Origin of the sequence: Hydrogenophaga sp. (genome assembly GCF_014773545.1) — a bacterium.
In the GTDB taxonomy this organism is placed as follows: Bacteria; Pseudomonadota; Gammaproteobacteria; order Burkholderiales; family Burkholderiaceae_C; genus Hydrogenophaga.
The window spans coordinates 156,035-173,945 of the sequence record NZ_SDDV01000006.1 but is presented as its reverse complement, the minus strand read 5'-3'; the positions used below and the strand labels follow the sequence as shown (position 1 = coordinate 173,945).

General features: G+C 66.5%; 17 protein-coding genes. 8 read left to right on the top strand and 9 right to left on the bottom strand.

What is annotated here, in order from left to right; translation table 11 throughout:
* Nucleotides 1-595: 595 nt before the first annotated feature.
* Nucleotides 596-1,462: a protease HtpX gene (gene htpX / locus EST26_RS06705; protein ID WP_291066391.1), complete on the top strand. Its 867-nt coding sequence runs from the start codon at nucleotides 596-598 to the stop codon at nucleotides 1,460-1,462.
* Nucleotides 1,463-1,487: 25 nt separating this feature from the next.
* Here the strand turns inward: htpX and EST26_RS06700 are convergent, their stop codons facing one another.
* The 4 genes from EST26_RS06700 to EST26_RS06685 form a co-directional block, all read right to left on the bottom strand.
* Nucleotides 1,488-2,798: a glycerate kinase gene (locus EST26_RS06700; protein WP_291066389.1), complete on the bottom strand. Its 1,311-nt coding sequence runs from the start codon at nucleotides 2,796-2,798 to the stop codon at nucleotides 1,488-1,490.
* Nucleotides 2,795-3,292 (bottom strand): low molecular weight protein-tyrosine-phosphatase, encoded by a 498-nt coding sequence (locus EST26_RS06695; RefSeq protein ID WP_291066387.1) that lies wholly within the window; start codon nucleotides 3,290-3,292, stop codon nucleotides 2,795-2,797. The genes EST26_RS06700 and EST26_RS06695 overlap by 4 nt, the downstream gene beginning before the upstream one ends.
* 52 nt (nucleotides 3,293-3,344) lie before the next feature.
* Nucleotides 3,345-4,436, bottom strand: a complete 1,092-nt coding sequence (gene ychF / locus EST26_RS06690) for a redox-regulated ATPase YchF (protein WP_291066385.1) — start codon at nucleotides 4,434-4,436, stop codon at nucleotides 3,345-3,347.
* A 335-nt stretch (nucleotides 4,437-4,771) separates the two neighbouring features.
* Entirely contained in the window at nucleotides 4,772-5,683 is a 912-nt protein-coding gene (locus EST26_RS06685) for an MOSC N-terminal beta barrel domain-containing protein (RefSeq protein ID WP_291066383.1), read from the bottom strand.
* A 153-nt stretch (nucleotides 5,684-5,836) separates the two neighbouring features.
* On the opposite strand from EST26_RS06685, the gene EST26_RS06680 reads away from it, so the two are divergent.
* The 6 genes from EST26_RS06680 to EST26_RS06655 all read left to right on the top strand — a co-directional run bounded on the left by EST26_RS06680 (nucleotide 5,837) and on the right by EST26_RS06655 (nucleotide 11,512).
* Nucleotides 5,837-7,006, top strand: a complete 1,170-nt coding sequence (locus EST26_RS06680; protein WP_291066382.1) for an FAD-dependent monooxygenase — start codon at nucleotides 5,837-5,839, stop codon at nucleotides 7,004-7,006.
* Nucleotides 7,007-7,282: 276 nt separating this feature from the next.
* Nucleotides 7,283-7,552, top strand: coding sequence for a type II toxin-antitoxin system Phd/YefM family antitoxin (locus EST26_RS06675; RefSeq protein WP_291066380.1), 270 nt, complete (start codon nucleotides 7,283-7,285; stop codon nucleotides 7,550-7,552).
* Nucleotides 7,553-7,559: 7 nt separating this feature from the next.
* Nucleotides 7,560-7,691, top strand: a complete 132-nt coding sequence (locus EST26_RS06670; RefSeq protein WP_291066378.1) for a CcdB family protein — start codon at nucleotides 7,560-7,562, stop codon at nucleotides 7,689-7,691.
* On the top strand, nucleotides 7,688-8,413 hold the full coding sequence (locus tag EST26_RS06665) for a DsbC family protein (RefSeq protein WP_291066376.1): 726 nt from the start codon (nucleotides 7,688-7,690) through the stop codon (nucleotides 8,411-8,413). Before EST26_RS06670 ends, EST26_RS06665 begins: the two co-directional genes overlap by 4 nt.
* Nucleotides 8,413-10,242: a peptidase M61 gene (locus tag EST26_RS06660; protein WP_291066374.1), complete on the top strand. Its 1,830-nt coding sequence runs from the start codon at nucleotides 8,413-8,415 to the stop codon at nucleotides 10,240-10,242. Before EST26_RS06665 ends, EST26_RS06660 begins: the two co-directional genes overlap by 1 nt.
* Before the next feature lie 124 nt (nucleotides 10,243-10,366).
* On the top strand, nucleotides 10,367-11,512 hold the full coding sequence (locus EST26_RS06655) for an aminotransferase class V-fold PLP-dependent enzyme (RefSeq protein WP_291066373.1): 1,146 nt from the start codon (nucleotides 10,367-10,369) through the stop codon (nucleotides 11,510-11,512).
* Between the two features lies 1 nt (nucleotide 11,513).
* Here the strand turns inward: EST26_RS06655 and EST26_RS06650 are convergent, their stop codons facing one another.
* Genes EST26_RS06650 through tsaB form a run of 5 tightly spaced genes read right to left on the bottom strand, consistent with a single transcriptional unit; the run spans nucleotide 11,514 to nucleotide 15,267 of the window.
* Nucleotides 11,514-12,152, bottom strand: a complete 639-nt coding sequence (locus EST26_RS06650; RefSeq protein ID WP_291066371.1) for an exopolysaccharide biosynthesis protein — start codon at nucleotides 12,150-12,152, stop codon at nucleotides 11,514-11,516.
* On the bottom strand, nucleotides 12,149-13,018 hold the full coding sequence (gene pyrF, locus EST26_RS06645) for an orotidine-5'-phosphate decarboxylase (RefSeq protein WP_291066369.1): 870 nt from the start codon (nucleotides 13,016-13,018) through the stop codon (nucleotides 12,149-12,151). The genes EST26_RS06650 and pyrF overlap by 4 nt, the downstream gene beginning before the upstream one ends.
* Nucleotides 13,015-13,875, bottom strand: coding sequence for a uracil-DNA glycosylase (locus EST26_RS06640; protein ID WP_291066368.1), 861 nt, complete (start codon nucleotides 13,873-13,875; stop codon nucleotides 13,015-13,017). The genes pyrF and EST26_RS06640 overlap by 4 nt, the downstream gene beginning before the upstream one ends.
* The gene (rimI, locus tag EST26_RS06635) at nucleotides 13,872-14,432 is read right to left on the bottom strand and encodes a ribosomal protein S18-alanine N-acetyltransferase (protein WP_291066366.1); all 561 of its coding nucleotides are present in this window, start codon (nucleotides 14,430-14,432) and stop codon (nucleotides 13,872-13,874) included. The genes EST26_RS06640 and rimI overlap by 4 nt, the downstream gene beginning before the upstream one ends.
* 25 nt (nucleotides 14,433-14,457) lie before the next feature.
* Nucleotides 14,458-15,267, bottom strand: a complete 810-nt coding sequence (gene tsaB, locus EST26_RS06630; protein WP_291066365.1) for a tRNA (adenosine(37)-N6)-threonylcarbamoyltransferase complex dimerization subunit type 1 TsaB — start codon at nucleotides 15,265-15,267, stop codon at nucleotides 14,458-14,460.
* 674 nt (nucleotides 15,268-15,941) lie between these two features.
* Here tsaB and EST26_RS06625 point away from each other — a divergent pair.
* Complete coding sequence (locus tag EST26_RS06625; protein ID WP_291066363.1) at nucleotides 15,942-17,900, top strand: choice-of-anchor I family protein; 1,959 nt, start codon at nucleotides 15,942-15,944, stop codon at nucleotides 17,898-17,900.
* Nucleotides 17,901-17,911: the final 11 nt, after the last annotated feature.

The following is a 17,911-nucleotide window of genomic DNA, read 5'->3' as shown; positions in this document are numbered from 1 at the left end:
TACTTCATGGGAGAAATCGGGGTCAGATTCCGATTTTTTGCGCACACCCTTCGACAGGCCGTTCGACCCTTCGACAGGCTCAGGACAGGCCAAGCTCAGGGCGAGCGGGTGATACTCTGACGAAACGTTGCGCGTCCTTGGGCAGCAGAATCAGTTCCCGTTCGTGCGCAGGTGTTGGCTCGAAACCGAAACATCAATAAAACGCCTCAGCCTCAGCCTCAGCGTCGACGGGATGCGTTAGCAAAGCCCGAATACCCGCCTGTTCGGCAATGGCCACCGTGCGACTGATGGCGTTCTGCAGCAGACTGAAACCCGGCCCCCGCCGTTGCGGGTCGAGGTCAACCGCAAGTCTGGCCAGAATGACCAGCGGGATTGGGTACCACCAACGAGGCGCCGGATTGTTACGCCGATGCCGCTGTGTTTTGATCGCCGCGCCCATCCGAAGCGCACAATGAGCACCTGCAGCGCCTGCTCAAACATGAGTTGGCCCCGCAGCGCCAGGGTGGGAACTTTGCTCGACCCGGCGAATTCGAAGCTCAAACCCGTGCCGGTGTGGCCGGCACATAATTTTTGACCTGGATCGACGGGAGCACGCATGAAGCGTATTTTTCTATTTGTTTTGACCAATTTGGCCGTGATGGCGGTGCTGTTGATCACCACGCGCGTGCTCGGACTGGATCAATTCCTCACCGCTCAGGGCCTGAACATGACGGCGCTGGCCGGGTTCTCGCTCGTGATTGGCTTTGGCGGCGCCTTCATCTCGCTGCTCATCAGCAAGCCAATGGCCAAGTTCAGCACCCGTGCGCGCGTCATCAACCAGCCGCAAACCGCCGACGAAGCCTGGATCGTGCAAACGGTGCAAAAGTTTGCCGACAAGGCCGGCATCGGCATGCCGGAGGTCGCCATTTTCGACGGCGCACCAAATGCCTTTGCCACCGGCGCATTCAAGAACTCGGCGCTGGTGGCGGTTTCCACCGGTTTGCTGCAGAACATGAGCAAAGAGGAGGTCGAAGCCGTCATTGGCCACGAGGTGGCGCACATCGCCAATGGCGACATGGTCACCATGACGCTGATTCAGGGCGTGATGAACACCTTTGTGGTGTTCCTCTCGCGCGTGATTGGCTACTTCGTCGACAGGGTGGTGCTGCGCAACCAGAGCGACAGCCCCGGCGTCGGTTACTTCGTTACCACCATCGTGCTCGACATCGTGCTGGGCGTGCTCGCTGCCATCATCGTGTCCTGGTTCTCGCGCCAGCGCGAATTCCGCGCCGACGCCGGTGCCGCTGAGCTGATGGGGCGCAAGCAACCCATGATCAACGCGCTGGCGCGCCTGGGCGGTCTGGTGCCTGGCCAGTTGCCCAAAACCATGCAGACCATGGGCATTGCCGGCAGTCTGGGCAAGTGGTTTGCCACCCACCCGCCGATTCAAGAACGCATCGCGGCGCTGCAAAGGAACGTTTGAGCCGAGCGCTGTGGCTGCGGGTGCTTCAGCGCACCAGCAGGGCGCGAAAGTCGTTCACGTTGGTGAAAGTCGGGCCGGTGCACAGCAAGTCGCCCAGCGGAGCGAAAAAACCGCAGGCGTCGTGGCGCTGCAGAAAGTCGGGCAGATGCAAGCCCAGCGCCTGCGCACGCGCCAGCGTATCGGGCCGCACCAGTGCGCCGGCGCTGTCGCACGCTCCGTCTATGCCGTCGGTGTCGGCCGCCAGCGCCCAAACCCCGGTGTGCCCGGCCAGCGCCTGCGTCAGAGCCAGACAAAATTCGCCCGCCCGACCGCCCTGGCCCAGGGATAGACCGGGCGGCGGCGCCAGCGTGACCGTGGTTTCGCCGCCGCTGAGCAACACGCAAGGCGTCTGAAAACTGCTGCGCCCGCGTGCCGCCGAGCGCGCCAGCGCAGCGTGTACCTTGGCCACCTCGCGCGCTTCGCCCTCGATTTCGTCGCTCAGCACATAGGCGTGCAGGCCGTGCGCGCGCGCGATCTGCGCCGCCGCTTGCAGGCTTTGCGCCGGGGTGGCGATCAGGTGCGCCGTGTGGCCGCGCAGCAGCGGGTCGCCCGGTTTGGGTGTCTCTAGTGCGCCGCTGTGCAACTGAGCCAGCACGGCGGCGGGCAGCTCGATTTGGTAGCGCTGCAGCACCGCCAGCGCGTCGGCGCACCGGCTCGGGTCGGCCACGCTGGGGCCGCTGGCGATCAGGCTCAGGTCATCGCCCGGCACGTCGCTGATGGCCAGCGTGACCACGCGCGCCGGCGCGCAGGCGCGCGCGAGTTGCCCGCCCTTCAAGCGGCACAGGTGCTTGCGCACGGTGTTGATGTCGCCAATCGGCGCGCCGCAGTGCAGCAAGCGCTGGTTGATGCGCTGCAGATCGGCCAGCGTCAGGCCTGCACAGGGCAGCGTCAGCAGGGCCGAGCCGCCGCCTGACATCAGGCACAGCACCAGATCGTCGGCGCTCAGGCCGGCGCTCAGTGCCAGCACACGCCGTGCAGCGTCCAGGCCGGCGGCGTCGGGCAGCGGGTGCGCGGCCTGCAGCACCTCGATGCGCTGCGCCAGCCCGGCCGGTCGCGCCGGCGTGTGGCCGTAGCGCGTGACCACCAGCCCGCTGAGTGCGGCCTCGCTGGGCCACAGCGCCTCGACCGCCTGCGCCATGGCGGCGGCGGCCTTGCCCGCGCCCAGCACCAGGGTGCGGCCGCGCGGTGGTGGCGGCAGCGCCGCTGCCGTGTGCTGCAGCGGCAGCGCACGCTGCACCGCCGCCGCAAACAACTCACGCAGCAGCGCCGTCGGCTGGTTTGGGTCGGCTGCCCTCATGGCCTGGTTTGCGCGTTTGGGGGCGCGCTGGCCGTCAAGCGTTCCAGCACACCCTGGGCGCCGGCGGCGCACAAATGCAGCACGCGCTGAAAACCCGCATCGTTACCGAAATAAGGGTCTGGCACTTCGCGCACGCCGTCCAGTGCGGCATATTCAAGAAACAGATGCAGCTTGTGCCGATGCCTGGGTGGACACTGCCGCTGCAGATGGAGCAGGTTGGAGCGGTCCATGGCCAAGATCAGGTCAAAGCGCTCGAAGTCTTGTTCGGTCACCCGCCGCGCGCGCGCGCGGCTGATTTGCGTCCAGCCGTGAGCCAGCGCCAGCGCCACCGCACGCCGATCCGCCGCCGCACCTGGGTGCCCGGCATAGGTGCCGGCCGAATCGACCTCAAACGCCCACAACAGGCCGCGCGCAGCCAACCAGGCATGAAAGGCGCTGCACGCCAGCGGCGAGCGGCAGATGTTGCCCAGGCAGACCAGCAGAATTCGGGTCATGAGCGGGTAGGGCGACGGGCGACGCTGAAGCTTGCTGCGGCCACTCAAGCGCTTAGTTGCTGAACAAAAAGTTCATTACGTCGCCGTCCTTGACCACGTAGTCCTTGCCCTCGGCGCGCATTTTTCCAGCGTCTTTGGCGCCTTGCTCGCCCTGGTAGCGGATGTAGTCGTCAAAGCCTATCGTCTGGGCCCGGATGTAGCCTTTTTCAAAGTCGGTGTGAATCGCGCCAGCCGCCTGCGGGCCGGTGGCGCCGACGCGAATGGTCCATGCGCGCACCTCTTTTTCACCAGCGGTGAAGTAGGTTTGCAGGCCCAGCAGGCCGTAGGCGGCGCGGATCAGACGGTTCAGACCGGGTTCACCCTGGCCCAGTTCGGCCAAAAACATCTGCCGATCTTCTGCACTCATCTCTGCCATTTCGGCTTCCAGCTTGGCGCAAATAGCCACCACCGGCGCGTTTTGCGCCTGGGCAAAAGCCTGCAAGCGATCGAGCAGGGGGTTGTTGGCAAAACCGTCTTCGGCCACGTTGGCAACGAACATGGCAGGTTTGGCGGTAATGAGGAAAAACGGTTTGAGCTGTTGCAGCTCTTCCTTGCTGAAGACCAGCGTGCGCACCGGCTTGCTGTCGTCGAGCGCGGCCAGGCAGCGCTCGAGCAGGGCCACCTGTTTGGCGGCCTCTTTGTCGCCCGAGCGCGCGAGTTTTCCGACTCGCTGCAGCGCTTTTTCCACCGCCGCCAGGTCAGCCAGGCAGAGTTCGGTCTGGATCACCTCGATATCGGCTACCGGATCGACTCGGCCGGTCACGTGCACCACGTTGTCGTCCTCAAAACAGCGCACCACGTTGATGGTGGCGTCGGTCTCGCGGATGTGGGCCAAAAACTTGTTGCCCAGGCCCTCGCCGGTGCTCGCGCCCGCCACCAGGCCGGCGATGTCGACGAACTCGACGATGGCGGGCACCACGCGCTCAGGCTTGACGATGGCGGCGAGCTGCTGCAAGCGCGAATCAGGCACCTCGACCACGCCGGTGTTGGGCTCGATGGTGCAAAACGGGTAGTTCTCGGCCGCAATACCGGCCTGCGTGAGCGCGTTGAAAAGAGTGGACTTGCCCACGTTGGGCAGGCCCACGATGCCGCATTGGAGGCTCATGTTTCAATCCACGCCAGGACCAGCCCGGCGAATCAACACGGCAGCGCTTGCGCCTTTGCCGTGTTTGGTTATCCCATTGAGGGGGGTTCCAACCGGAGTTGGCTTCCCTTGATCCGAGATTGTCCATTAGGCGCACCTGCGGTGCTGTTGGGGCGCTGGTGGCGCATGGGCGGCCAATTTTGCCCCTCATCAGTGCCCATGGCGCAAGCCACGGGCTTCTCAGTCGGAACAAAACTGCCTCGCCACTGCATCAAGCAGCCCACCCAACCCTAATGGACAATCTCGGATGATGGGAGCTTTCGGGTCGGTCGCAAGAGTCGAGATGAGCGCCGATTTTACGGCGCGCCGCCCGCCGCCGGGCTGGCTTGGGTGGTCACGCGCTGGCCCACGCGCAGCATCTGGGCGTCGCCCGCCAGCACAATCGCGTTCATGCCGAAGCTCGCCGCGCCGTCCACCCTGGGGTCTTGCCGGTAGCTTTGCAACATCTGCAACACCGGCGACGCGCTGCTGGGCGCCTCGGCCGTGGCCGGGTCGATATCGACCAGGGCGCAGCGTGTGCAGGGTTTGACGGCTTCGATCAAGGCGCCCGACTCGTGTGCCCCCCCGGCGCTGTCTATGTGCAGCGCAGCCAGCCGGTCTTCGGCGTAGGCGGGCAGGCCGCCGAGCACGATGTTGGGTCTGAACCGCGCCATGCCGACCGGCGCCACCCCAGCCTGCGCCAGTCGGGCGTTCAACTCGTCCAGCGAAGCCTGGTTGCTCAGCAGCAGACTAAAGCCGTCGGCAAACTGCGTGTGCGCGCTGCGCCCGCCGCACCACGCCGGGCTGCAGGCGCGGCGGCCTTGCGGGTCAAAGCGCACCAGCCGCAAGGGCTGGCCCAGAAAGTCGCTGAACCACTGCGCGGCCACCGCACCCATGTCGTAGGCCGACACGTGCTCGTCCCACACCCGCACTTGCAGCGCGGCTTCGGCGCTCTCGAGCGACAGGTGCAGCGCCATCATGCCGGGTGCGCGCAGCACCAGCTCGCCGAGTTTGAAGCTGGGCTGAATCAGCGCCATGCGCGGGCGTTGACGCTGGGTGACGAAAACGCCGTCGGCGTCAATCACCATCCAGGCGCGGTCCCAGGCCAGGCCGGTGTCGGTGAGTTCGACCTGATCGAGCGCCACGCCGGCGCAGGACTTGACGGGATAAATCCAGAGCTGTTCGATCTGGAGCTGCGACTCGGGGGCGTGTTCTGCTGCTGGGTTCATGGCATGGGCGGACTGTGGGGTGGGCGTCAGGGCTTGGCAAAAGCACAAGTATCGGGCATGAGGCCCAGCGGGGCGGGTATTGGCTCAATCGCCGTTTGTGGGTCCATTGACTGGTGCGCTGGCGTTTGCCCGGCCACCTTCTAAAATCGGCCCATGACGCACGCCCTTGCCCGACCCACAGCCACGCGGCGCTTTGACGTCTGCATCTGCGGCGACGGCGTGGTCGCTCAGACGCTGGCCTTGCTGCTGGCGCGCGAGCGGCTGCGGGTGGCGCTGGTGGGCGCGCCGCAGGCCGCAGCCGCCAGCGCCGACGTGCGCGCCTACGCGCTCAATGCCGCTTCGCGCGCCTTGCTGCAAGAGCTGCGCGTCTGGCCTGATGCGGCCGCACCCGAGCAAGCCGCGGCGGTGACGCCGGTGCAGACCATGCAGGTCTGGGGCGACCGGGGCGGCGCGCTTGATTTTTCTGCCGCTGCATTCGCCCTGCCGGCGCTGAGCTGGATCGTTGATGTGCCCACGCTGGAGCAGCGCCTGAGCCAGGCGCTGAGCTTCCAAAGTGGCATTGAGCGCTGCCACAGCGCCCCGGCGGCGGCGCTGACCGTGATCTGCGAAGGCAAGCGCAGCCCAACGCGCGCCAGCTCTGGGCTGGAATACGAGGTGTTTGCCTACCCGCACAAAGCACTGGCGGCCCGGCTGGCGTGCGAGCGGCCGCACGCCGCCGTGGCGCGGCAGTGGTTTGCCGACGGCCACATCATGGCGCTGCTGCCGCTGGATGGTGCGGTGGGGAATTCGGTGGCGCTGGTGTGGTCGTTACCGCTGCCTCAGGCCGACGCCTGGGCCCAGGCCGAGCCGCAAGCGCTGGCGCAGGCGGTGGCGCAGCGCTGCGGCCACGCTCTTGGCGCCATGCAACTGCAAAGCCCGGTCCAGTGCTGGCCGCTGGAGCTGGCACGCGCGCCGCGCTGGATAGCCCGCACGCCAGCAGGCGGCGTGGCGCTGGCCGGCGACGCCGCACACGCCATGCACCCGCTGGCCGGGCAAGGGCTCAACGTTGGGCTGGCCGACGTGGCTGCGCTGGCGCGCGTGCTGCGCGAACGCGAATACTGGCGCGAACTGGGCGACTACAAGCTCTTGCGCCGCTACGAACGCGCGCGCGCGGCCGCTGTGGCCGCCATGAGCTGGGCCACCGACGGGTTGTTTGAACTGTTTGCCCACCCCGATGCGCGCGTGCAGGCGCTGCGCAACTGGGGCCTGAGCGGGTTTTCGTGCAGCCACACACTCAAAGGCTGGGCCGCGCGCCAAGCCAGCGGATTGAACCCCTTGCTCTGAGATTGCTGTTGGTGAGGGGTGCCGGGGGCAGGTCTTGCCTGTTGCCCATCAACCCCGATTACTCCTCGCGCCACCCCAAAAGCGCGTGGGTGCCACAGCAGACGCCGGACCGGGACGCTGGTGAAGAGATCGCCTGCCCGTATGACCCTGGTGCACGGTGCCGCGGTCTTGCCATGGCGGCAGATGGCGGCAGATGGCGGGCGTAGGGCGCGAAAGGCAAGACATGACCCGTGTGAAGTAAACGACTAAAATGGCCCATCATCCAAGGAGCCCGCTGTGCGCGTCACCGCCACTGAAGCCAAGAATCGGTTTGGCAGCCTCTGTGCCCAGGCCAAACGTGAGCCGGTGTTCGTGGAAAAGGCCGGAAAACTCGACACGGTGATTCTTTCCGCCGAGCAGTACCAGGCTCTTCAGGCAGGGCACGACAAGCCCAGCCGTGCTGCTCGCAAGCAGGCGTTTGAAGCCGAATTCGGCGACTGGATCGCCGCGCAGAACGCCCGCTTCGAGTCGCACGGCATTCCCGGTGCCGAGCTGCTTCCTTGGTGAACCACCGATGGCGCAGTACGACGTCTTCCCCCATCCGAGTGCCAGCGCCGCCAATGGCATTGCCTATGTGGTGGTCATTCAGAGCGATCTGCTGGACGCCCTGGCCACGCGTCTGACACTCCCCACACTCCCCACATGAGCATCACATACCTTCGAACTATCCTGCTGACGCTGTTGCTGACACTGTCGCTGGGCGCGCTGGCGCAAGAGGCCACCATTCGCAAAAACCTGGCCGAACGGCTGCCGCATCTGCCGCGCATCGACGCCGTCAGCCCGACGCCGATGGAGGGGCTGTTCGAGGTGCGCGTCAACCAGAGTGAGATTTTTTACACCGACGCGCAGGGCAACTTCCTGATCGAAGGGGCGCTGATCGACACCCGTGCGCGCGTCAATCTGACCGAGCAACGGCAACAGCAGCTCAGCGCGATTGACTTCAAAGACCTGCCGCTGCGCGACGCTTTCACCATTGTGCGCGGCAACGGCCAGCGCCAACTGGCGGTGTTCCAAGACCCGAACTGCGGATTTTGCAAACGCTTCGAACACGAACTGCTGCAAATCAACAACGTCACCATACACGTCTTTCTCTACCCCATCCTGGGCCCGGACTCGATGCAAAAGTCGCGCCAGATCTGGTGCAGCCGCGAGCGCGCGCGCACCTTTCAGGACTGGATGCTGCGCAACGCGGCGCCCGCGGCGGCGCCGGCGCGCTGCGACAGCGCCGCGCTGCAGCGCAACGTCGAATTTGGCCGCCAGCACCGCATCAGCGGCACCCCTACCACCTTTTTGTTGGACGGCCGGCGCGTGCCGGGCGCCGCCAGCGCGGCGCAAATCGAGCAACTGCTGACGCAGGCCAGACCCTGATGCCCGAGTGCCCGCAGCCGCACGCCGGGCAGCGCGCCGCCGTGCGCTACACCGTCTCGGTGCACGACGCGCACGCCCACCTGTTCTCGGTCGTGCTGCGCGTGCAGCGGCCGCGCCCCCGGCAAGGTTTTTCCCTGCCGGTCTGGATACCGGGCAGCTACTTGGTGCGCGAGTTTTCGCAGCACCTGCAAAACCTGCGCGCCTTCCAGGGCGCCCAGCCGCTGGCGCTGCGCCAGGTAGACAAAAACAACTGGCGCAGCGAAGCCGCCAGCGAGCTGCCGCTGGAGCTGCACTACGAGGTCTACGCCTTCGACACATCGGTGCGCAGCGCCTATTTGGACGCCACGCGCGGCTTCTTCAACGCCACCAGCCTGTGCCTGCGCGTGCTGGGCCAGCAAGACCAGCCGCACGAACTCGAATGCCTGCCCGGCCCGTCCACGCAGGGCTGGCAGCTTGTCACCGGCCTTGGCCCGCTGCAAGTGGGCAGCGACGGCTTTGGCCGCTACCAGGCGCAAGACTACGACGAGCTGGCCGACTGCCCGCTGGCACTGGGCACGTTCTGGAGCGGCAGCTTCAGCGTGCGCGGCGTGCCGCACCGCTTCGTCGTCAGCGGCGCCGGCGCCTGGCTCGATGGCGCGCGCTTGCTCGCAGACACGCGCCGCATCTGCGAAGCGCAAATCGATTTTTGGCACCCGCAGCCAGACGCTGCGCCGCCGTTTTCCAGTTACTTGTTCATGCTGCACGCCAGCGCCGACGGCTACGGCGGGCTCGAACACCGCAATTGCACCGCGCTGCTGTGCCAGCGCGCCGACCTGCCCAACCTGGACGAGAGCGCCGCGCCCGCCGCCCGCAAGGCCAGCGACGGCTACACCACGCTGCTGGGCCTGATCAGCCACGAATACTTTCACACCTGGAACGTCAAGCGTCTGCGTCCGGCCGAATTTGCCCGCTACGACTACGGACGCGAAAACCACACTGAACTGCTGTGGTTTTTCGAGGGCTTCACCAGCTACTACGACGACTTGCTGCTGCGCCGCGCCGAACTGATAGACAGCGCGACCTACCTGCAACTGCTGGCCAAGACCATCAACTTGGTGCAGCAAACGCCGGGGCGGCACGTGCAAAGTGTGGCGCAGGCCAGTTTTGACGCCTGGACCAAGTTCTACCGGGTGGGCGAGAACACACCCAACGCCACCGTCAACTACTACAGCAAGGGCGCGCTGGTGGCGCTGTGCCTGGACCTGACGCTGCGCGCCGAGGGCCACAGCACGCTAGACGCGGTGCTGCGCGCACTCTGGCAGCGCTGCGCCGGCGGCCCGATGCGCGAGATTGACCTGCTGCGCGTGCTCCAGCGCCTGGGCCGGCGCAGCTTCGAGCCGGAAATCAAGGCCTGGGTACACAGCACCCAAGAGCTGCCGCTGTCCGCGCTGTTGCAGGCGCACGGGGTCAAAATCGGCGAAGAAAAAGCCCCGCTGGCACAACAACTGGGCCTGCGCCTGAATGAATCGGCCGCAGGCGTCAGCCTGAAAAATGTGCTGCGCGGCGGTGCCGCCGAAGCCGCCGGCATGGCCGCGGGCGACGAATGGCTGGGCATCGAGTTCGACGCCCGGCAGCCGGACATGCCCGCCGAAGCCTGGCGCATCCACAAACTCGAGCAAGTGCCGCTGCTGCGCGGGCAGCGCCAACGACTGGTGGCGCTGCTGGCGCGCGAGCAGCGCTTGCTGCGCTGCACGCTAGACTGGCCGGCCGAGTCCAAAACACTCAGCCTGAGCCCCGGCGACACCGCCTTGCTGGCGGCCTGGCTCGACGCGCCGCGCGCCAGCGCCTGAAGCGGCGCCTGGGCAAACCGCCTGCGTCTGACCGACAATGTGCGCCAAGCGCCTGTGACTTTGCGTTTCATCCAGTTGATCATTGTTCGCACCCTCACCTGTGCAAGCCAAACCAGGAGACCCCATGCCCGGACTGCTGCCCCACATCGACCCCGAAGGTCTGCTGGAATTCTCGGTCGTCTACACCGACCGCTCGCTCAACCACATGTCCAAGCGCTTTCAGCGCGTCATGACCGACATCTCGGCCCTGCTCAAGCGCGTCTACGGCGCGCGCTCGGTGGTGCTGGTGCCGGGCAGCGGCAGCTATGGCATGGAAGCGGTGGCGCGCCAGTTTGCCCACGGCAAGCACGTGCTGGTGCTGCGCAACGGCTGGTTCAGCTACCGCTGGACGCAGATTTTTGAGATGGGCGCCATTCCCGCCAGCCACAGCGTCTTGAAAGCCCGGCGCAGCAGCGACGCGCCACAGGCGGCCTGGGCGCCGGCGCCGATCGAGGAAGTGCTGGCCACCATCGCGCGCGAAAAACCGGCGCTGGTGTTCGCGCCGCACGTAGAAACCGCCTCCGGCCTGCTGCTGCCCGACGACTACCTGCGCGCGGTGGCGCACGCGGTACACGCGGTCGGCGGCCTGTTCGTGCTCGACTGCATCGCCTCCGGCGCGCTCTGGGTCAATATGGCCGCCACCGGCGTCGACGTGCTGATCTCGGCGCCGCAAAAAGGCTGGAGCAGCACGCCTTGCTGCGCCATGGTGATGCTCAGCGAGCGCGCCCGCGCCGCCGTCGAGGCCGGCCAGAGCAGCTCGTTTGCCATGGACTTGAAGAAGTGGCTGCACATCATGGAAACCTACGAAGGCGGCGGCCACGCCTACCACGCCACCTTGCCCACCGACGCCTTGCTGCGCCTGCGCGACACCATGCAGGAAACCCAAGCGCTGGGCTTTGCTCGCCTGCACGACGCGCAGCTCGAACTCGGGCGCGGCGCGCGCGCGCTGCTGCAGCGCCACGGCTTTGCCAGCGTGGCCGCTGAGGGCTTTCAGGCGCCGGGCGTGGTGGTCTTGCACACCAGCGATCCTGAATTGAAGTCGGGCAAGAAATTCATCGCCGCCGGCCTGCAAACCGCCGCCGGTGTGCCGCTGCAATGCGGCGAAGGCGCAGATTTCAGCAGCTTTCGCATCGGCCTGTTCGGGCTCGACAAATGGCGCGACGTGGCCGGCACACTGCAAAGCCTGGAGCGCGCGCTGGCCCAAGTAGCGCCGGCAGCCAGCGCGGGCTGAGTCAGAACAGGTGGCGCCAGAGTTCCAGCAGCGCCGCGCTGCCGCCGCCGATCAGCAAGCCAAAGTAGAGCCAGGTCGCCAGGTTGGCGGCGTAGCCGAGCAAGATGCAGACCCCGTCGCGCTGCAACAAGCCCAGCGCCAGCAGCAGCAAAGACAGCGCCGGCAGCGTGTTGCTAAACGGAATCAGGCCAAACGGCATCATCAGCAGCAAGGCGCCCAGAATCAGCAAGGTGTTGTTGATCAGGCCCATGCCGCGTGCCGACGTCAGCCAGCTCAAGCGGTGCGGACGGCAAACCCGCTCGACGCGCGCAAACACCCGCAAGGCACGGTTGAGCGCGGCACGCAGGCTATCGGCCGAGACCCGGCGTTGGGCAAACGAGCGCGGCAGCCACAAGTCGCGGCCCAACAAGCGGGTGATCGAAATCAGCAAAATCACGGCGCCGAACAAGGTGCTCACGCCCGGGATCGACACCGGCACCAAAAACACCAGGGTCAGAAAGCACACCATCAACATCAGGCTGTCTGCGCCAAACATCTCCATGATGTCGTTCAGGCTGACGTCGTCGGCCGGCAACTGAAGAATGGCAACGCGCAGCCGGTCGCCCACCGTGTCCAGCGGCGGCTGGTGTTTGCCTGTCATGGCGCGCCCCGCGCCGCCGGTGCGGGCTGGGCGCGCGCGGCCTCCAGCAGCGCGCGCGTGTGCAGCGCCGCGCGCCGCGCGGCGCTGGCATAGTCTTCGGCGGCCGAGGCATACAAAATGGCACGCGATGAATTGACCACGATCGCCCCGCTGGTTTGCGCCCCCTGCAAGCGCAGGCCGGCCTGCACCGTGGCCGCCGCGTCACCGCCTTGCGCGCCGACGCCGGGAATCAGCAGCGGCAGCGTGGGCGCGAGTTCGCGCACGCGCGCAATTTCCTGCGGGTAGGTCGCACCCACCACCAAGCCAAGCTGGCCGTTCTGGTTCCACGGCCCCTGGGCCAGCGCGGCAATGTGCTCATACAGCCGCGGCTGGCCGTCCAGCGTGGCCAGACGCTGATTTTGCAGCTCGTCGCCGCCCGGGTTGGAGGTGCGGCAGAGCAAAAACGCGCCCTTGCCGTGGTATTTCAAATAGGGTTGCAGCGAATCGAAGCCCATATAGGGCGACAGCGTCACCGCGTCGGCGCCGTAGCGCTCGAAGGCCTCGATCGCGTACTGCTCGGCGGTGCTGCCAATGTCGCCGCGCTTGGCATCCAAAATGACCGGCACCTGCGGCGCCACGCGGCGCAGGTGCGCCATCAAACGCTCTAATTGGCCCTCGGCGCGCTGGGCGGCAAAGTAGGCAATCTGCGGCTTGAAAGCCAGCGCCAGATCGGCCGTGGCGTCGACGATGGCGGCGCAGAAATCATAAATCCGGCTCGCATCGCCCCGGAAGCGGTCTGGAAAACGCGCCGGATCCGGGTCCAGACCGATGCACAGCAAAGAACGGTTGCGGATTTCGGCCGCGCGCAGCAGAGCAAGAAAATTCATGTGCCGATTTTATTGACTTGGCCCGCTTGAAGCCCGCTTGAGTCTGCCGCCGCCGGGCCCCGCCCCGCCACCGTCTCCAGTGCCAGACACCAGTCGGCCCAGGCCTTGCCCTTGTCGGCTGGATGGCGCAGCAAATAAGCCGGGGGGTAGCTCACGATCACTGGCACGCCGCGGTAGATGTGCGGCTGGCCGCGCAGACGGCCGAGCGGCTCTTGGCTGTGCAGCAAGGCCTGCACCGCAAAGCGCCCCAGCGCCACGATCACCTTGGGTTGCACCAGCGCCACCTGGCGCGCCAGATACGGTTCACAACGCGCCACCTCGTCGGGCAGCGGGTTGCGCCCGGTCGCCGGGCGGCATTTGAGCGCGTGGCTCAGGTAGGCCGGCGCCGCAGCGGCGGGGCTGCCGCTGCGGCTGCGCCCAACGGCGTGCAGCATCTGGTCAAGCAGGGCGCCGGGCGCGCCCACGAAAGGCTGGCCTTGCAGGTCTTCGCTCTCATCCGGTGCATCACCCACCAGCATCCAGTCGGCCTGCGTGTCGGCGCTGCCCAGCACCGCTTGGGTGCGTCCGCGGCACAGGCCGCAGGCGGTGCATGCCGTCACCGCCGCGCGCAGTGCCACCCAGTCCATGGCCTCGGTGGTTGCGTCTGGCTGTGCCGGCGCCGCGGCTGCCGTTGCAGGCGGCGCCACCGGTGCAGCATCGCCAGGTGCAGCAGCCACGCTGCGTTGCTGCGCCATCGCCGGCTCGGGCAGCCAGACGCGCAGACCCATTTCGGCCAGCATGGCGCGCTGGCGCTTATCCAATTGCGCCACCCACGCAGCGGGCGCTGCCGCATCTGTCGTGTGGGCGCTTGAGTTCACGGCTTGGCCTGACTGGCGTTCAAATTCAGACCCATCAGCACGGCGTCTTCGCGTTGGTTGGGGCCGAGCGGGTAGTAGCCGCGGCGCCGTCCCAGCGGGGCAAAGCCGCAGCGCTGATACAACTGCAACGCTGCCGTGTTGCTCTGGCGCACCTCCAGCCACAGCCACTGCGCGCGCTGCCCTTGCGCCCAGCGCGCCAGCAGGTCCAGCAAGAGGCGCGCCCAGCCCTGGCGCTGGTGCGCCGGGGCAACGGCAAGGTTGAGCACATGCACCTCGTCCACGCCCGGCATGGCCACCAGAAAAGCCAGCAGCGCCGCATCGGTAGCCGCAGCGTGCTGGCTGCCTGCGCCCGGCCCGGCGGCCTCCAGCAGCAGCAGCGTCGGGTGGCCGTGCAGGAGCGAGTCACGGAAATTCAGCCGCGACCAGGGCGCAGCATGAGCGGCCTGCTCCAGCGCCAGCACCGCGTCCAGATCGGCCTCGGTCATGGCGGCACAGGCACAGCGGCGCCCGGGCAGTGGCGCCGTGCGGGCGAATTCAAGCAGACTGAGGGCTTGCATGATGTGCTGCTGCGGTCTCGGCGGCTCAAGCCGGCAGCGCAGCGCCAGCCGTGCGCAGGTGCTCGCGCTCGGCCGTGGTCAGCGCCACCTGGTCGCGCACGTACAGCGGCAGCGCCTGTGCTGGCGCCACCGCCGCCCCCGCTGCCAGCAAAGCCGGCGCCAGGCGCAACAGGGCGCTGGCGCAGGGCAGGGCGCACAAGCGCGCCGCAGGCAAGCCGGCCAGTGCTGCGCCGTAGGCCTCAAACACATTGCCTGCCAGCAAAACCGGCGCGTCCGGGTGCAGCGCCACACCGGGCAGGCGCTGCGCCAGGTGCGCGCCCAGTTTGTGTGGCGCGCACAGAAACGGTGCCGCCAGCGGCTGCAAACCCGGCGTGCCGTTGGCGTAGGGCGCGGCGTAGAGCTGGCCCATGCGGGCGTCGAGCAGCGCCACAATCAGTGGCGGCGCCGGCTGGCCCGCCTGCTCTTGCAACCAACGCGCTTGTTCGGCCAGCGCCAGCAGCGTATCGAGCGCCAGCACCGGCAGTTGCGCGCCATAAGCCAGCCCCTGCGCCACCGCGCAGGCGGTGCGCAGGCCGGTGAAAGAACCCGGGCCGCGGCCAAACACCAGCGCGTCCAGGCCAGCCAGCGGCCAGCCGGCCTGGGCCAGCAACTCGTCCACCAGCGCCAGCACGCTGCCCGATGCCTGCGCGCCGCCCGCGCCGCTGCGCTGCCACAGCGGGCCGCCCGGGCTGCCGCTGCCCAGCGCCAGCGACAGGCTGTGGGTGCTGGTCTCGAGCGCCAGCAGGCGCAGGCTGGCGCACGGGGCAGGCTGGGCGCGGGCAGGCAAAGAAAGCATGGTGCGATTATCTGAGATTGCCCGTTAGTGCTCTGGCCCAGTGAGGCAGCAACCGTTCGGGCGTAGCCCTTCGACAGGCTCAGGGCGAACGGGGGGTGGCAAGGGGCATTTCTGGAAGCCTGAATCCGTGAGCTGGCGTCGATTCGTCCGAATTTTTTGCTGATTTTTCTGTTTCCATTCCATTTTGGATTGGGTTTTTCCCGTCACTCTGCTTCAACCGGGATGGTTCATGTGGGTGCACTTCCATAAATCCTGTTTTCTTCATTCCCGCTCAGGCGGGACCACAGCAAAGTCAAGGAACTGGATTCCGTGTCAGGTACGAAATGACGGCGTTATAGAAGTACCCTGAACAGTATTGACGGTGACCGCACAGCCAGCACCACATGCCGTTCGTTGCGGCTTCCGTACATCGTACGTACAGTGCACGCAAGTCCCTCTTGTACTTCGAGTGGGATCCCAAGCATCGTGGCTCACTGCTATCGAGCCGAGGGCGATGCCATTCGCATCATCTCTGCGCGAAAGGCTACGCGCGAGGAACAGGCGGAGCTTGACATTCGGATCGCGCCGTCGTGTTGACGACGCAAATTTTTACCAAAATCACGATGATTTAATAAAAATGTCATCCCAAGCGATTAAAACCAAAGGCTACATCACCCCTGAATTCGGACTGCTTCATGACTAAACGCCCAGCCTCTTTCCCTCGCACCGGCCTGAACCTGCTGGCTGCTGCCCTCGCCGCCGCAGCCCTGCTCAGCGCCTGTGGCGGCGGTGACGACGCGCCTCCCCCTGAAGCCACCCCGGCCAGCCTGTCGCTGGAAAGAATCGGCGTCTTCAGAACCAACCAGTATGGCGTGAGTGCGGCCGAAATACCTGCTTTTGACGCGGCCAGCAAGCGACTGTTTGTCGTCAACGCCCAAGCTGGCATGATTGATGTGATCGACCTGAGCAACCCTGCGCTGCCTCGCTTCATCACCCAGCTCGCCAGCAACACCGTGCTGGCGGGCTCTTCCATCAACAGCGTGGCCGTGTTCAACGGCCTGGTGGCTGTGGCTATTCAGGCGCCACGCAAGACCGACCCCGGCCGCATGGCGCTCTACCGCGCCAGCGACCTGAGCCTGCTCGGTACCGCCACGGTGGGCGCGCAGCCCGACATGGTTACCTTCACGCCCGACGGCCGGACCGTGCTTACCGCCAACGAAGGCGAACCCAGCGACGATTATCAGATCGACCCCGACGGCAGCATCAGCATCATCGACGTGAGCAACCCCGCCCGCCCGGTGGTGCGCACCGCTTGTCTTTGCACCTTCAACGGGCAGGAAGATACGCTGCGCGCACGTGGTATTCGAATTTACGGCCCTGGCGTCCCGGCTTCGCAAGGCATTGGACAAGAAGTTGCCTGCCCCCGAGACGTTCCGCGCGGCCCCGGCGCCTCGGCATCGCAAGACCTTGAGCCTGAGTCCATTGCCATCTCGGCCGATGGCCGCACCGCCTGGGTCACGCTGCAGGAGAACAATGCGCTGGCCAAGGTAGACATCGCCACCGCCACCGTCACTGATATTCTTCCACTGGGTTTAAAAAACCACGGAACTGCCGGTAACGAGCTTGACGTTTCAGACCGAGACGGCAACACGATCAACATCAGAACCTGGCCCGGTGTCTTCGGCATGTTCCAGCCCGATACCATAGCCTCGTACACTGTGGGCGGCCGAACCTTCCTGGTGACCGCGAACGAGGGCGACGCCCGCGCCTGGGGTGAGGGCAACCCCGCCTACTTGGGCACCCAGAACCCGGCGCTGGGCTTTGTGGAAGAGCTGCGGGTCGCGGCCCTGGTCAGGCCCGCTGGCTGGCAAGTGGTGCCACCGCAACTGCGCGCAGTGGCGGGCCCCACCCCCACGCCGGTGCTGGGTGCCCTGCTCGACCCGGCGGTGTTCGGTTACTGCGGTGCGGTGGCGGGCAGCCCGGGCACCTGCAACGCCCCCGATCAGCTCGGACGGCTCATGATCACTTGGACACAGGGGTTCAGGACTGACGCCCAAGGCATGCCCCTGCGCTTTACCAGCGCGGGCGTGCAACACCCCGCCGGCGACCGCCTCATGTACAACAGGCTCTACAGCTACGGCGCGCGCTCCTTCAGCATCTGGGACGAAAACGGCAAGCTGGTCTGGGACTCGGGCGCCGCGATCGAAAACTTCCTTGCCAGCGCTGATTGCCGACTCGGCAGCACACGCAATATTCCTTGCGTCGACTTCTTTAACAGCGGGCACAACGAAGGCAACGCCAAAGACAGCCGCAGCGACGCCAAAGGCCCCGAGCCCGAAGGCGTGGCGGTGGGCACCATAGGCAGCAAAACCTTCGCCTTCATTGGTCTGGAGCGCATGGGCGGTGTGCTGGTGTACGACATCACCAACCCCAGCGCACCTTTTCGTGTGGACTACCTGAACACCCGCGACGAATGGACGAGCGATCCCGCAGCCGCAGCGGCCATCGGCGGGCTCGCCACCATTGGCGACCTGGGCCCCGAAGGCCTGGTGTTCGTGCCGGCTCGCCAGTCGCCCAACGGCCAACCGCTGCTGATCGTGAGCAACGAGGTGAGTGGCACCACCACCGTGCTTCGGCTCAACCTGCGATTCTGATTCAGCGGGCA